The organism is Leptospira adleri (assembly GCF_002811985.1).
In the GTDB taxonomy this organism is placed as follows: domain Bacteria; phylum Spirochaetota; class Leptospiria; order Leptospirales; family Leptospiraceae; genus Leptospira; species Leptospira adleri.
Window position 1 is genome coordinate 14,821 of the sequence record NZ_NPDU01000019.1, and the last position, 14,588, is coordinate 29,408.

A 14,588-nucleotide genomic window follows, 5' to 3' on the forward strand; every position below is an offset into this window, starting at 1 on the left:
TATGGCAGTTAAGAAGACACAATCGGAAGGAAATCTGTTGGAAGCAATCCAGCAATTTTGTGCGGACAAGTCCCTCGATAGGGAAGCCGTTATGGGAGTCATACGCGATTCTCTCATAACCGCCTATAAGAAAAAGTCCGGACTGGAAGGATTGGAAGAATCCGAAGAAGCGGATAAACCTTCTCCTGTCACAGTAGAGTTTGCGTCCGGCAAAGACAGCGTCGTTATAGCAATAGCAAAAAAAGTAGTGGAAGGAAGCGCTTCTTCCCCGCTCGAAATCGGTTTAGAAGAAGCTAAAGTGATCGATCCTTCCGCGGAAATTGGTTCCGTCGTTTCTTTTCGCGAAAAGCCGGTGGAGCTTTCTCGAATCATTTCCAGCCAAGCCAAACAGATGGTTTTCCAAAGACTCAAAGACATGGAGAAGGAACTTCTCTATAACGAGTATAAGGCGAAAGAAGGCGAACTCACTCACGGTTATTTTCAGAGATGGAAAAAAGACGCGATGAGCATCGACCTCGGAAAAGTGGAAGGAATCATGCCTCGTCGCGAGCAGAATCCGGGTGAAAAGTATCACAGCGGGGACAGACTCAAAGCAATCATTCAAAGAGTGGAACTTCGTCCGAGAGAGCCGATCCCAGTGATCACTCTCTCGAGAGCTTCCGCGGATTTTGTTCGTAAACTTTTCGAAATGGAAATTCCCGAAATCTACGACGGACTCGTTGAGATCATCAACGTAGCGAGACAACCGTCCATCCGAACCAAGGTTGTGGTGCGCGCGACCCGCGGCGACATCGATCCCGTCGGCGCTTGCGTAGGTATGAAAGGGGTTCGTATCCAGTCCATCGTAAGAGAACTCGGAAACGAAAGAATCGATATCGTGGAAGCGTCCGATGATCCATCCGAATTTATAGCGAACGCGATTTCTCCGGCAAAACCGGTGGAAGTCAAAGTGGACGGTTCCGGAAGAGAAGCGATGGTCGTCGTTCCTGACGATCAACTTTCTCTCGCGATCGGAATCAACGGATCCAACGTGAAGCTCGCTTCTCAGTTGGCCGGTTACAAAATCGATATCAAAACCGTAGCGCAGTACAACGCAGAGTTGGCCTCCCCGGAAGCGAGAGAAAGGCTGGAAAGACTTTTCTATTCTCCTTCGGAAGAATCCAAAGCCCAAGTGGAACAAGAAGAAGAGGAAGAAGGCCTGACTCCTCTCGAAGATCTTCCCGGTCTTTCAGCCCGCATCGTGGGAATTCTGAAGAGCGAAGGAATTAAAGATCTGGAAACCCTGATCGAATACAGTCAAGACGATCTGGCAAAACTGCAAGGAATCGGACATACAACCGCCGGACAGATTCTTAAACTATTGAGAGAATCCGTAGAATGGGTGGAAGATAACTGAGAAAGACCCAAAGGGTTTTTCTCAGGGCCGGAGATTTTATGATTCCGGAAAGCCAGGGTATCAATTATGGAAGATAAAAATAAGACGATCAAGGAAACGCTCCAGGGCGCGGCTGATGCGGGAAAACGCAAGAAGCTGATCATTAAGAAGAAAGGGGACGAAGCGCCTTCATCTCCTTCCGCCTCTGCATCTCCTAAAAAAGAAACGACGGCAGAATCCTCTGCTCCGTCCAAACCGGTGACGCCGCTTCCTCCTAGGGGAGATTCCGGTCAGTCCCCGATCGTTCGTCAGGCGCCTTCTTCCTCCAGAGAAGTGAAAAACGAAGAACCTCCAAGAAGACAACCGGATTCTCATTCCGGATCTCAGCAGAGACCTCCTCGCGATTCTCAGGGACATGGAGGAGATTCTTCCTATTCTCCGTCCCCATCTCCTTTTCAGAAAGAAGATTCCAGCATCATCGTATCTAGGCCGATTTCAAGACCGGCCCCGCGTCAGAACACGGGCGGCGGTTACCAAGGCAATCGTGGACCGGGTCAGGGCGGCGGTTACCAGGGCAATCGAGGACCGGGTCAAGGCGGCGGTTATCAAGGCAATCGTGGACCGGGTCAAGGCGGCGGTTATCAAGGCAATCGTGGACCGGGTCAAGGCGGCGGTTACCAGGGCAATCGTGGACCGGGTCAAGGCGGCGGTTATCAAGGCAATCGTGGGCCGGGACAAGCCCCTGGACCTGGAAATCGTTTTGGCGGCAGCGGTCCTGGAAATCGTTCCGGTGGACCGGGTGGACGTCCGATGCCGATCACTTCCGCAGAAGTGGAGCTTTCTCAGGCGAGAGGCGCCGCCGGTGCGAGCAAGAAGAAGGGACACGACAAAGAAAAATCCTCCTCCGATAAGAGAGATTTTTCAGGCGCAGAGAATACGAAATTCTTCAAACAAAGATTCAAAAAATCGAAAGTTGTGGGAGTTTCGGGAATTTCCGTTCCTAAAGAAATTACTATATTAGAAAATGTTCAAGTAGGCGAACTCGCCAAAAAGATGAACCTAAAACCGGGAGACGTCATCGGAAAACTCATGAAGATGGGAATGATGGTGACGATCAACAATATCATCGACGCTGAGACCGCGGGTCTTTTGGCGGACGAATACGGTTGTAAGGTAAAAGTGGTTTCTCTTTACGAAGAAACCATCATCGAAGAAGAAAAAGACAACCCTGAAGATTATATCAACCGTCCTCCTGTCGTTACCATCATGGGTCACGTAGACCACGGTAAGACAAAATTGTTGGATACGATTCGGACCAGTTCGGTGATCGATACCGAGTCCGGCGGAATCACTCAGCATATCGGTGCGTATCAGGTTCGAACCGCAAGAGGACTCATCACATTCTTAGACACCCCGGGCCACGAAGCCTTCACTTCGATGAGAGCGCGGGGAGCTAAGGTTACGGATATCGTAGTTCTCGTGGTCGCGGCGGACGACGGGGTAATGCCTCAGACTCTCGAAGCGATCAGTCACGCGAAAGCCGCGGAAGTTCCGATCATCGTCGCGATCAACAAGATCGATCTTCCAACGGCGAATCCGGAAAAGATCATGCAGGAATTAGCCAACCACGGTCTTCAATCGGAAGAATGGGGCGGGCAGACCATGTTCGCCAAAATTTCGGCGAGAGAGAATATCGGAATTGATAAACTTTTGGAACTGATTCTTCTCCAGGCGGAAGTGATGGATCTGAAGTCCAACCCGAAACGGAAGGCAAAAGGAACGATCATCGAAGCCAAGCTCGATCCGGGTCGCGGTTCGGTCGCAACCGTTCTCATTCAGAACGGAACTTTGCGCGTAGGAGATCCGTTCGTGGCGGGAATTTTCTCCGGTCGTGTTCGGGCGATGTACAACGATCACGGTCAGGCGATCGAAGAAGCGGGACCTGCGTTCCCGGCCCAGGTGACCGGTATCGACGGCGTTCCGGACGCGGGCGCTCCTTTTGACGCGATGGCGGATGAAAAAGAAGCCAGAAACATTTCTCAACACAGAATCGAATTTGAAAGAATCGGAAACGCGGGGGCTGCGGCCGGATCCGCTTCGAAAGTCACTTTGGAAAATATGAACGAGTTCATCAAACAAGGCGCTTTGAAAGAACTCAAGGTAATCATCAAGGCGGACGTTCGCGGTTCTGCGGAAGCGATCAAAGAATCTTTGGAAAAACTTTCCACTCCGGAAGTAAAGCTGAACGTAATCCAATCCGGCGCCGGTGCGATCGTGGATATGGACGTGATGCTTGCATCCGCATCGAACGCTCTGATCATCGGTTTTCACGTTCGTGCAAATCCGAAGACGATCGCTCTTGCGGAAAAAGAACAGGTTCAGATCAAATATTACAATATCATCTATCAAGTTGTGGATGAGATCAAACTTGCGATGGAAGGTCTTCTCGAACCCGAAAAGATCGAAGAAGTTATCGGAACCGCGGAGATCAGAGAAATTTTCAAAGTCTCCAAGATCGGAAACATCGCGGGTTGTATGGTTACATCCGGAAAGATCGCGAAGTCTGCGAACGTGCGCGTAATCAGCGACGGCGTTCTCAAGTTCGACGGAAAACTCAAATCTCTCAAACGGGTCAAAGACGACGTCAACGACGTGGTTTCCGGATTCGAGTGCGGGATCCAAGTGGACGGATTTAACGATTTCAAAACCGGAGATATCATCGAAGCGTATAACGTAACCGTAATCAAGCGTAAACTTGAGTAGTCGGAGTAGCGGACCGTGAATCCGATCCGAAGAAGAAAAATCGAAGCGGAAGCGGTTCGAACCGTTGCTATGATGATCCTTTCCGGAAAGGTTAAGGATCCGAGGGTGCACATGGTCTCCGTTCACAGAGCGGAGATCTCCGAGGACGGAAAGAATATGCGAATCTACGTGACCGCGATCTGCACTCCGAAAAAACAGATCAAGGTTTTAGCCGGACTCAATAGCGCCGCCGGATTGTTTCAGACGACGTTATCGGAAAAGCTCAGTTTAAGAATCGCACCAAGAATTCAATTCCTCTGGGACGAGGAATACATTCAGAGTTTGGATGAATCACTCAGACTTACCAGAAAACCCACCCATCCGGACTGAGTCCGGATTCTTACTCATTCACAAGCCCGAGGGAATGACTTCTTCGGATCTTGTGGTGGTGGCCCGCAAAAAACTCCGTTTAAAAAAGGTCGGTCATACAGGAACGTTGGATCGCGCCGCGAGCGGGCTTATGATTCTTCCCATTGGAAGTTGTACGAGTTTTTCCAGCGTTTTTTTGGAAAAGGAAAAATCCTACGAAGCCTGGGTAAAACCCGGAGAATCCACCGATTCCGGAGACAAGGAAGGTGAAATTTTAGAATCTCTTCCCAAAGAACAAACCGCCGCGTGGTTCCAGGAAAATCAAAACCTTTTGAAAGAACTTTTTATCCAGGTTCCAACTTGGGAAACTCAGGAAGCCCCGGACGTTTCCGCGCTCAAGGTCAATGGAAGAAGAAGATCCGACTTGTTCAGAGAAGGTGTGGCCCTCGTCCCCGCCGTCAGAAAGATTCGAGTCTATCAATTTGAACTCGGAGACTTTAGCGCTGAATCGATTCACTTTAAGATCCGAGTTTCCGCTGGAACTTATATCCGAAAGATCGTCATGGACATTTCCGACCGGGTGGGATTTCCCTTGCGGCTCGAAAGACTGGTTCGGACGAGCATCGGAAAGATTCATCTGAGTCAGGCGGATTCTTACGAGAATCTTTTAGAAGGAAGGGTCAAAATCCATCCTCCCGAGGCGATCTTAGAATTTCCGACCTTGGAAATTCCCGGAACCGAAGTTCGAAACGTCCTGAACGGACGCAAAACGAAGTTGGAATGGATTCCTCCGACGGAATTTTTGCTCGTCTCACCTGAAGGTGAGATTCTTGCGTGGTGCAAAAAAGAAGAACATGGAATTCATGAGTTAGATTATAAATATTTAAGAGTCTTCCCTAAAAATTAGCTTTAAAGGGGGACCTATGACCTGAAAAATGGTAAAAAGGTATATTCACGATATGATAGCTACTGAACAGAAAAAAACAATTATCAGTAATTTTGCCCGTAAGACGGGTGACACTGGTTCCACAGAAGTGCAAGTCGCTCTGATTGATGCGAGAATCAAAGAACTCAACGAACATTTTAAGTCCCACAAAAAAGATTTTCATTCCAAGACCGGTCTTTTAAGACTCGTGAGCAAAAGAAAGAAACTTCTGGATTATCTCAAAAGAACCGAACTAGACCGTTATAAAAAACTGATCGAAACTCTCGGACTCCGTAAGTAAGCGAGTCCGCCATGACACATACAATTTCCGGCCAATACGGTCGTGATTCTATCGTTTTAGAAACCGGTAACTGGGCGAAACAGGCTCACGGGTCCGTAGTTTATAAGTCTGGTAATCTGGTTTTATTAGCCACCGTCTGTGCGGCCGATGACGCGAAAGAGGGACAGGATTTTTTCCCTCTTACCTGCGAATATACCGAGAAACTTTATTCCGTCGGTCGTTTCCCGGGCGGTTATTTCAAAAGAGAAGCCAAACCTCCTGAACACGAAATTCTCATTTCAAGAATCATAGACAGGCCGATTCGTCCCTTATTTCCGGAAGGATATTTCTGCGAAGTGCAATTGCAAGTGCAGGTTCTTTCCGCGGATGGAGACGTTTCCGTCGCCGGACACGCGTTAAACGCGGCCAGCGCCGCATTAGCGGTTTCTGATATTCCTTTCAACGGTCCGATTGCGGGCGCGAGAATCGGAAGAATCAACGGAGAATTGATTCTCAATCCGACCACAAAAGAAATCGTAAATTCCGATTTGGATCTGGTGGTTGCCGGAACTAAAACTCATATCGTGATGATCGAAGGCGAAGCAAAAGAACTCAGCAATGAGGAAATGCTCGCTGCGCTTCGTTTTGCTCAGAAATATATCGCGGAATTCGTGACTCTTCAAGAAGAATACGCTAAAAAAATCGGCGTTGTCAAAAGAGAAGTAAAACTTAGAAAGAAAGACGAAGAGCTTCTCGCAAAAGTGAAAGAATACGCTTTTGAAAAACTCAAAGCCGCGAATCAAACGTCCGATAAAACTTCTCGTAACAAAGAAATCGCAAACGTAAACAAAGAAGTCGTGGAATTCTTCAAACAGACCGTGGAAGAATCCGAGAAGATCAAGGACATCAAAACTTATCTTCACGAATTGGAATATGAAATCGTCCGCGAACAGGTTTTGACTCAAGGAACCCGTTTTGACGGAAGAAAGTTAGACGAAATCCGTCAGATTTCCGTCGAGATCAATCCTCTTCCTGGTCCTCACGGTTCTTCCGTTTTTACAAGAGGTCAAACTCAGTCTCTCGGAGTGGTAACTCTGGGAACCGGTTCGGACAATCAGAGATACGAAACTCTCGAAGGACAAAAAGAAAAATCCTTCATGCTGCATTATAACTTCCCCGCATTTTCGGTGGGAGAAGTTCGCAGATCTTCCGGTCCGGGAAGAAGGGAAATCGGTCACGGAAATTTGGCGGAAAGAGCTCTGAAACTCGTTCTTCCAAAACCGGACGAATTTCCTTACGTTATCCGCGTTGTATCTGAAATTTTAGAATCCAACGGCTCCAGTTCGATGGCGTCCGTTTGTTCCGGATCTCTCGCGCTCATGGCGGCGGGCGTTCCGATCAAGGGCAGCGTTTCCGGAATCGCGATGGGGCTTTTCTCCGATTCTTCGGGGAAGTTTGCGGTTCTTTCCGATATCGCGGGTTTGGAAGACCATTTCGGAGATATGGACTGTAAGATCGCCGGAACCAGAAAAGGAATCACCGCATTCCAGATGGATTTGAAAGTAACCGGCGTGAGCTTCGACGTTCTCGAAAGCGTCTTTACTCAGGCTCAAAAGGGTAGATTCCATATTCTTGATATTATGGAGAAACATATCTCCAAAGCCGCGGATCATCTTGCGGGAACCGCTCCGAGAATCATCGTGAGAAACATTCCGAAAGATAGAATCGGAGAATTGATCGGACCTGGCGGTAAGAACGTTCGAGGAATCAGCGAACTCACCGGCGCTGAACTTTATATCGAAGACGACGGCCGTGTAACCATCTCCGGTTCAAACCAAGAATCGGCTGAAAAAGCCGCGAAGATGGTCGACGGATTTTTCACCGAAGTGGAAGTAGGAAAGATTTACGAAGGAAAGGTGAAACGGATCGCCGACTTCGGAGCCTTTGTCGAAATTCTTCCCGGAAAAGAAGGTCTCTGTCATATCTCCAAGATCGACTTCAAGAGAGTCAACTCCGTGAAAGATATCGTGAAGGAAGGAGATATCATCCGTGTGAAAGTCCTCAACGTGGACAAAACCGGAAAGATCGACCTTTCCAGAAAAGACGCGCTCGAAGAAGAGCAAGTCTAAATTTCAAAAGCGCCCTTGGAGCAAGAACCTTCACAGCAAGTCTATAGGAAAGTTCTTCCCGGGGGCATTACAGTCCTTTTTCAAAAAGCCCCTCATACCGTCAGTGTTTCCGCCGGCGTTTTTGTCAGAGTCGGATCCAGACACGAATCTTCTAAGAACGCGGGTTACTGCCATTTCCTGGAGCATATGCTCTTTAAGGATACGGAAAAACGCACCGCAAAAGAACAAGCCGAAGATATCGAACGAGTAGGCGGTTTTACGAACGCCGCGACTTCCAGAGAATACACTTACTTTCACGTTACGGTCGCGGGCAAACATTTAGATCTCGGATTGGAATTGTTATCCGAAATGATTTATCAGCCTTTGCTGAAACAATCGGACATCGAAAACGAAGCCGGCGTGATCTTGGAAGAATTGCAGGGTTACGAAGATTCTCCCGAGGATTATATCCACGATTTTTATTATCAGAATTTTTTTCCTAAGAATCCTTTGGGACGAGATATCATCGGTACGAGAGAATCCATTTCAAAAGTGAGTCATAAGAGTTTATTAGAATTCTATGATACGAATTATCATTCCGAAAATATGTTTCTTTCGATTTCAGGTAACTTCGAACCGGATGAAATTTTTTCGATAGCCGGAAAACATTTCAGTAAAACGAGAAAGAAAAAACAAGAAGGAAACGGTCTGATTCTTCCCAAAAAAAAATGGGGATACTTTCCAAAAAAGAAAAAGTTGGAACAGGTCTATTTCATTTTGGGCGGAGAAGGTTTTCAGAGAGAATTCCACAACGCTTCGAAGGCAAGTCTGTTCACTCATATTTTAGGCGGAGGAACTTCTTCCAGACTTTTTCAAAAGGTGAGGGAAGAAAAAGGGCTTTGTTATCAGATCACTGCGTATCCTTCCTCTTACGCAGACGTCGGGATCAACAGTATCGTGTGTTCCACTTCGAAAGATAAATTTATCACTTGTATGGAGACGATCTCGGACGAAATCAAGTCGATCCTGGATCACGGCATTACCGAGAAGGAATTGAGGGACGCGCAGACCAATCACGAAGGAACTCTTTCTATCAGCTACGAGCAGACGGAATCCAGGATGAACACGATCGCCCTCATGGAACTCTATTACGGTAGAAATTATACGTACGAAGAACGTGTCAAAGAAATTTATTCGATTACTTTGAACGATCTCAACGAGTTTGCTGAATCCGTTTTTGGAATTCCGAAACTTCATCTCTCCGCCCTCGGAAATCTCGGGGCGAAAGAAGAAAAAGCGGCGATGAAAATTTTCTCTTTGTAAGAACCGCTTTTGAAATAGATCAATCCTCGATGATAGCGAAATAGTTTCCTTCGAAATCGGAAAAGTTGAACACCTTTTTGCCGTTCGGAAAATTCACCATATTTCCCACCGTGATCTTCTCTTCTTTGAGTTTTTTGTAAAGAGCGTCTATGTTTTCGTCCGTGGATAAGAGAATGGACGGTGTTCCCAGATTCATACCCGGATTGGAAGCTGCTACGGCCTCTTTGTTTTGCAATACCAATTTGGTGGAGTTCGGTCTTCCATCGGAGAGGATGATCGCGAAGGTTTCACCGTATTCTTCCCTTCCCTCCACCTTATATCCGAAGTAATTTACCCAAAAGTCCGAGATTCTTTTTTGATCGTTCACATAGAGCATGACTTGATTGAATTTGATCATTTTATTTTCACCTTTTTGAATTTGTCTTGATAACGGCGACTTACAATCGTCGCAACGACAAAAATTTCAAAAAGATCAGCTTCTATTCTGCGCGTTTATACGAAGTTCGTATAATTTCGCGTGAAGATTGATGGGCGAACTCCCACAGAAATGTTTTCGGTGTTTATACGAAGTTCACCTAATTTCGCGGTGAAGATCGACGTGGGAACTCCTGCGGGAATGTTTTCGGCGTTTATACGAAGTTCGTCTAATTTCACGAGAAGATTGATGTGGGAACTCTGACAGAGATGTTTTCGGCGTTTATGCGAACTTCGGCTAATTTTACCGTGCAGGGCGATGTGGGAACTCCTGCAGAATTGTTTTTTGGGTTTATACGAAGTTCGACTAATTTCGCGGTGAAGATCGACGTGGGAACTCCTGCGATAATGTTTTCGGCGTTTATACGAAGTCCGGCTAATTTCGCGGTGAAGATCTACGTGGGAACTCTGACAGATATGTTTTCGGCGTTTATACGAACTTCGGCTAATTTTACCGTGCAGGGCGATGTGGGAACTCTGATAGTAATGTTTTCGGCGTTTATCCGAAGTTCGCCTAATTTCACGAGAAGATTGATGTGGGAACTCCTGCGGAAATGTTTTCGGCGTTTATACGAAGTTCACCTAATTTCGCGGTGAAGATCGACGTGGGAATTCTGACAGAGATGTTTTCGGCGTTTATACGAACTTCGGCTAATTGCAATTGATAAAAGATTGTGGCGGAGGTTAGGAGAGAAAAGATGGAAATCTCTTTTTTGAGAAAAATGCCGAGGAGTTTCTAAGAGGATGAAAATTTCAGTAAAAAAAATAAAGTCGAAAGCGGAAATACCGGTCTTACAAACGACTCATTCTGCAGGATACGATGTTCACGCCTGTCTGGAATCGAATCTGACATTAGAGCCGGGAAAGGTCGTCCTGATTCCGACGGGACTCTCTTTTGCGATTCCATCCGAATACCATTTCGAAATTCGTCCTCGCTCCGGATTTTCCACTAAGAACCGAATTCTCATTCCGAATTCTCCCGGAACGATCGACAGCGATTACAGAGGAGAATTGATGATCCCTCTTTTAAACTTAGGAGATTCGCCGTTTGTTGTGGAACATGGAATGAGAATCGCTCAGTTGCTCATTCGAAAAACCTGGTATGCGGAATGGGAACTTGTCGCCGAATTTTCGGATCGGACCGAAAGAGATGCGGGTGGCTTCGGTTCAACGGGCGTATAACGTGCTATTCTTATAAACTGATTTTATCTTCGGAGATTCAAAACGAAAAAAGCGTAGAATTCTAAACGAAGAATTGTTGTTTGTGGAAGGCTTCTCGTTTTCAGAGATCGGAAGTTATCCTAAGGCGACGCATGGAAGAAGAAAGCAGTTTATCTCGTTGGTTTCACATTCTCAGGATCTTATTGGGCTTCGGTATTTCCTCCGGATTCTTTCTCTTGAAAGCAAAACGAGACCGCTCCGATCCCGTCTCCTCCTCTTTGGCGATTCTCTTCGCTTGCGTCGCTTTTGCGGCGGCGATCGTGTGGATTTTACGTTCTTATCCTAAGCTAAGAATAGAATCGGATCGAAAGTTGCGCTTTTTCGTTTTAACGAGTTGTATCTTCTTTGTATTATTCTTTCTTTTTGGAATAATTCAGAATAATTATTATTTTTTGAATATTCTAAATAAAGAATATTTTGCATCAACGCCGTTTTGTGAATTTGCGTCCTATTCGATTGTGTTGGCCCTTTTTTCCTTTTTGGAAATCAAATTTTTGGAGAACGTCTTCGGAGAAAGTCTTGCTTCGGAATCGAGAAGAAACGCCGTTTTTCTTTCCATTCTTCCCTCATTTACCGTTTTTGTCGCGGATCACGAATGGACACGGTCGGTCGCAAGGGGCTTGAAAATTTTGGAGGATATGTCCGAAGAACTTGTCAAAGGTCAAGATTTAACTATGGCTTTCGCATTCTTTTTTTGGCATTTGAATATAGGGTTCTATGCGGTTCGCCTGTTTGAAAGTAAAACGCATGAGGAGCCTTTGTTTGATCGGAACATTGGAGAGAAAATCAGTTGAAGAATAAAAACCAATATCTTTTGGATTGTTATCAGGCCGCATTTGGAACGGTCCTTCCCTCGGCTTTGAGCGAAAAAATTCTTAGCGGGGAATTTATTAAGTTCTCTAATAAAGAATTTTTAGAAAAAAAATCGAATCAAGTTTTCGAGATCGAATTGATCAAGGACATAGGGAATCGTATGGGAGGGTTGATCGATCAGAGTATTCGGCTCGCAATCGCCGAAGGTCTTGATACGGATGAGCCGATCGCCTTTGCGGAATTAAAATCGGAGTTTGTCAAAGACTCCTTCACTTATAACCTCGTTTTATTCCCGACGTATGATCCCGAGGATCCTTGCGCGGTCTATCTCCTCAAACACAAGGGTTACCCAGGCGAAGAATTTGAAGACGAGGATGAAGACGAAGATATTTTCGAGAGCGATCTTGAGTTTGAGATGGAGCCTGCATTTGATTCTTTGGCTGATCTTTTTTCACTGCCTGAAAAAAGATAAAAGTCCTGTAAAAAATAAGATCATCTCCTAACTTAGAGTAGGCTCTAAGCCCGAATGATTCCTTGTTTTTGATCTCCATTGATTCTAAAACTTGTCTAACTCTTAAAGTAATCGGAGTTATAGAATTTAATGGAAACAATGTTAAAAGGCAAAAAGGCCCTTGTTACCGGTTCCACGGCAGGAATCGGTTTTGCTATCGCAAAACAACTGCTAAACGAAGGTGCGAAAGTATTCATCAACGGGAGAACTGAGTATAGGGTGGACCTGGCGGTTGAACAACTTAAAAATGAAGTTCCGAACGGCGAAGTAAAAGGACTGATCGCCGATTTCGGAAGAAAACAAGAGATAGATTCGATTTTAAAAGAACTGCCCGAGGTCGATATTCTCGTCAATAATGTTGGAATTTTCGAACCGAAAGATTTTATTGAAATTTCCGACGAGGACTGGTTTCGTTTTTTGGAAATCAATCTGTTGAGCGGAGTAAGACTTTCTAGATTCTATCTTCCAAAAATGTTAAAGAAAAACTGGGGAAGAATTCTTTTTATTTCAAGCGAATCGGGAGTTCAGATTCCGGAAGAAATGATTCACTACGGAGTGACAAAAAGCGCGCAGATTTCTCTTGCGAGAGGACTCGCCGAGTTGACAAAGGGGACTAACGTTACCGTAAATTCCGTTCTTCCGGGACCTACGCGTTCGGAAGGAGTTGATGGATTTATCGAAAATCTTGCGGCCAATCAGAAAGTTTCAACAGAAACGGTTGAGAAAGAATTTTTTAAAAACGCGCGCCCTTCTTCTTTGCTTCAGCGATTTGAAAGTGTGGATGAAATTGCCAATTTAGTTACGTATCTTTCCAGTTCGCTTTCCTCGGGCACGAACGGCGCCGCAATGAGAGTGGACGGAGGAGTCGTGAAGTCGGCATTCTAAATATGAAACTAAGCGTATTGGATCAGTCTCCCATCCGAAAGGGAGGTTCCGCGAGACAAGCGATTTTGGAAACCGTAGAGCTCGCCAAACTCGCGGACGAACTCGGATATACTCGACTTTGGGTATCAGAACATCATAATATTCAAGGACTTGCAGGTTCCACTCCCGAGGTTCTGATCTCGCATCTTGCGGGAGAGACAAAAAGAATTCGGATCGGCGCCGGCGGAGTGATGCTTCCCAATCACAGTTCTCTGAAGGTCGCTGAAAATTTTAGGATGTTGGAAACTCTTTTCCCGGGAAGGATCGATCTAGGTTTGGGAAGGGCTTCCGGAAGCGATCGATTGACCGCGTCCATTTTGAATCCGGGTTCTCAATTTATTCGAAACGATTTCGGTCAGCAACTTCTGGATCTTCAGTGTTTTCTTACGGATCGTGCGGATGAAGATTCGATTCAGACAAAGGTGAAGGCGATTCCGAAAGCGGATACGGTTCCGGAATTGTGGATTCTTACGTCGAGTGGAGAGAGCGGACTTCTCGCGGCTCATTTCGGTTTAGCGCTTTCCTTTGCGCATTTTATCAATCCGCAGGGAGGACCGAACGCGGTTAACGCTTATAGGGAACGTTTTCAGCCTTCCGAATTTTTGACGTCTCCGAAAGCGAGTCTCGGGATTTTTGTTTTCTGCGCAGAGACTGAAAGAAAAGCAGAAGAGTTACAAACCGTCATGGATCGGCAGTTGTTGAATATCGGCAAAGGAATCAGCGAAGGTGTGATTTCATACGAAGAAGCCGTTCAAACTCAATATACTGAATTTGAAAAAGCCGTGATTTTACAAAATCGCGGACGGATGGTCGCTGGAACTCCGGATAAAGTAAAAGAAGAAATTTTTCAATTAGCGAAAGAATACGATGTGGACGAAGTCGTTGTGACAACGATCACTTACGATTTTGAAGATAGACTTTGTTCCTATCGTCTTCTTGCAAATGTTTTCGATCTAAAGCCGAACGATTCCGTTCAATGACCTACGTTGCATCCCAGGCATCATCGCTCTGAGCGATGTAAGCCGGATTGTCTTCAAAAAATACCGGATGAATTCCTAAGCATCTTATATTTTCTCCCTTGTAGATGCACCTTTGAGTTTTGTAGTCTGTCTGTCATTATAACAATGAAGATCAAAAAATCGCATAACTTCTTTTCACCCCGTGATAGATCATTACAACTTCCAAAGAATCTGAGGAGCCTCATTGTCGATAAAGGTATTTTAAGAGAGATTGATGTCGATAGTCATTCGGAAAGTTCGTTGCCAAGGTTGTTGGAGAGACGCATTCGAAGAGAGGAGATTTGACCGATTACGCGAGGTTCGCCTAAACGCAGAGAAAATTCTACAAATAGAATCGATTGTTTTCTATGTTTTCGACCTTGTTTCCTATATTATTTTTCAATTGTACTGGATCGTATTCAAAACGGGTTTATACGAAGTTCGTCTAAACGCAGAAGTCAAAGAGGGTAATTGTCGTAATTCCTACTGATTTGACTAAAGGCGCCAACGCCTACGTATTCGGTG

General features: G+C 45.8%; 14 protein-coding genes. 13 read left to right on the forward strand and 1 reads right to left on the reverse strand.

Features of this window, described 5'->3' with window-relative positions; genetic code table 11:
• The first annotated feature begins 1 nt into the window (after position 1).
• The 7 genes from nusA to CH376_RS09130 all read left to right on the forward strand — a co-directional run bounded on the left by nusA (position 2) and on the right by CH376_RS09130 (position 9,122).
• Positions 2 to 1,396: a transcription termination factor NusA gene (gene nusA / locus CH376_RS09100; RefSeq protein WP_100785623.1), complete on the forward strand. Its 1,395-nt coding sequence runs from the start codon at positions 2 to 4 to the stop codon at positions 1,394 to 1,396.
• A gap of 66 nt (positions 1,397 to 1,462) precedes the next feature.
• Complete coding sequence (infB, locus tag CH376_RS09105) at positions 1,463 to 4,138, forward strand: translation initiation factor IF-2 (protein ID WP_100788057.1); 2,676 nt, start codon at positions 1,463 to 1,465, stop codon at positions 4,136 to 4,138.
• 15 nt (positions 4,139 to 4,153) lie between these two features.
• The gene (gene rbfA / locus CH376_RS09110; RefSeq protein ID WP_100785621.1) at positions 4,154 to 4,507 is read left to right on the forward strand and encodes a 30S ribosome-binding factor RbfA; all 354 of its coding nucleotides are present in this window, start codon (positions 4,154 to 4,156) and stop codon (positions 4,505 to 4,507) included.
• Positions 4,464 to 5,393, forward strand: coding sequence for a tRNA pseudouridine(55) synthase TruB (truB, locus tag CH376_RS09115; RefSeq protein ID WP_100785620.1), 930 nt, complete (start codon positions 4,464 to 4,466; stop codon positions 5,391 to 5,393). Before rbfA ends, truB begins: the two co-directional genes overlap by 44 nt.
• Positions 5,394 to 5,445: 52 nt before the next feature.
• Positions 5,446 to 5,712 (forward strand): 30S ribosomal protein S15, encoded by a 267-nt coding sequence (gene rpsO / locus CH376_RS09120; RefSeq protein ID WP_100785658.1) that lies wholly within the window; start codon positions 5,446 to 5,448, stop codon positions 5,710 to 5,712.
• Between the two features lie 11 nt (positions 5,713 to 5,723).
• Positions 5,724 to 7,820, forward strand: coding sequence for a polyribonucleotide nucleotidyltransferase (gene pnp / locus CH376_RS09125; RefSeq protein ID WP_100785619.1), 2,097 nt, complete (start codon positions 5,724 to 5,726; stop codon positions 7,818 to 7,820).
• A 15-nt stretch (positions 7,821 to 7,835) separates the two neighbouring features.
• Positions 7,836 to 9,122, forward strand: a complete 1,287-nt coding sequence (locus CH376_RS09130; protein ID WP_100785618.1) for a M16 family metallopeptidase — start codon at positions 7,836 to 7,838, stop codon at positions 9,120 to 9,122.
• A 19-nt stretch (positions 9,123 to 9,141) separates the two neighbouring features.
• On the opposite strand, the gene CH376_RS09135 is transcribed toward CH376_RS09130, so the two are convergent.
• Positions 9,142 to 9,519: a VOC family protein gene (locus CH376_RS09135; protein ID WP_100785617.1), complete on the reverse strand. Its 378-nt coding sequence runs from the start codon at positions 9,517 to 9,519 to the stop codon at positions 9,142 to 9,144.
• Between the two features lie 269 nt (positions 9,520 to 9,788).
• On the opposite strand from CH376_RS09135, the gene CH376_RS09140 reads away from it, so the two are divergent.
• The 6 genes from CH376_RS09140 to CH376_RS09165 all read left to right on the forward strand — a co-directional run bounded on the left by CH376_RS09140 (position 9,789) and on the right by CH376_RS09165 (position 14,045).
• A complete protein-coding gene (locus CH376_RS09140) occupies positions 9,789 to 10,193 on the forward strand; it encodes a hypothetical protein (protein ID WP_125232016.1) in 405 nt (134 codons plus the stop codon).
• A gap of 147 nt (positions 10,194 to 10,340) precedes the next feature.
• On the forward strand, positions 10,341 to 10,778 hold the full coding sequence (gene dut, locus CH376_RS09145) for a dUTP diphosphatase (RefSeq protein WP_100785615.1): 438 nt from the start codon (positions 10,341 to 10,343) through the stop codon (positions 10,776 to 10,778).
• A gap of 215 nt (positions 10,779 to 10,993) precedes the next feature.
• The gene (locus CH376_RS09150) at positions 10,994 to 11,611 is read left to right on the forward strand and encodes a hypothetical protein (protein WP_125231936.1); all 618 of its coding nucleotides are present in this window, start codon (positions 10,994 to 10,996) and stop codon (positions 11,609 to 11,611) included.
• Complete coding sequence (locus tag CH376_RS09155) at positions 11,608 to 12,102, forward strand: hypothetical protein (RefSeq protein WP_100785613.1); 495 nt, start codon at positions 11,608 to 11,610, stop codon at positions 12,100 to 12,102. The genes CH376_RS09150 and CH376_RS09155 overlap by 4 nt, the downstream gene beginning before the upstream one ends.
• A 129-nt stretch (positions 12,103 to 12,231) precedes the next feature.
• On the forward strand, positions 12,232 to 13,026 hold the full coding sequence (locus tag CH376_RS09160; RefSeq protein WP_100785612.1) for an SDR family NAD(P)-dependent oxidoreductase: 795 nt from the start codon (positions 12,232 to 12,234) through the stop codon (positions 13,024 to 13,026).
• Positions 13,027 to 13,028: 2 nt separating this feature from the next.
• Positions 13,029 to 14,045 carry an LLM class flavin-dependent oxidoreductase gene (locus CH376_RS09165; RefSeq protein WP_100785611.1) on the forward strand — a complete coding sequence of 339 codons (1,017 nt, stop codon included), beginning with the start codon at positions 13,029 to 13,031 and terminating at the stop codon, positions 14,043 to 14,045.
• The last annotated feature ends 543 nt before the right edge of the window (positions 14,046 to 14,588 follow it).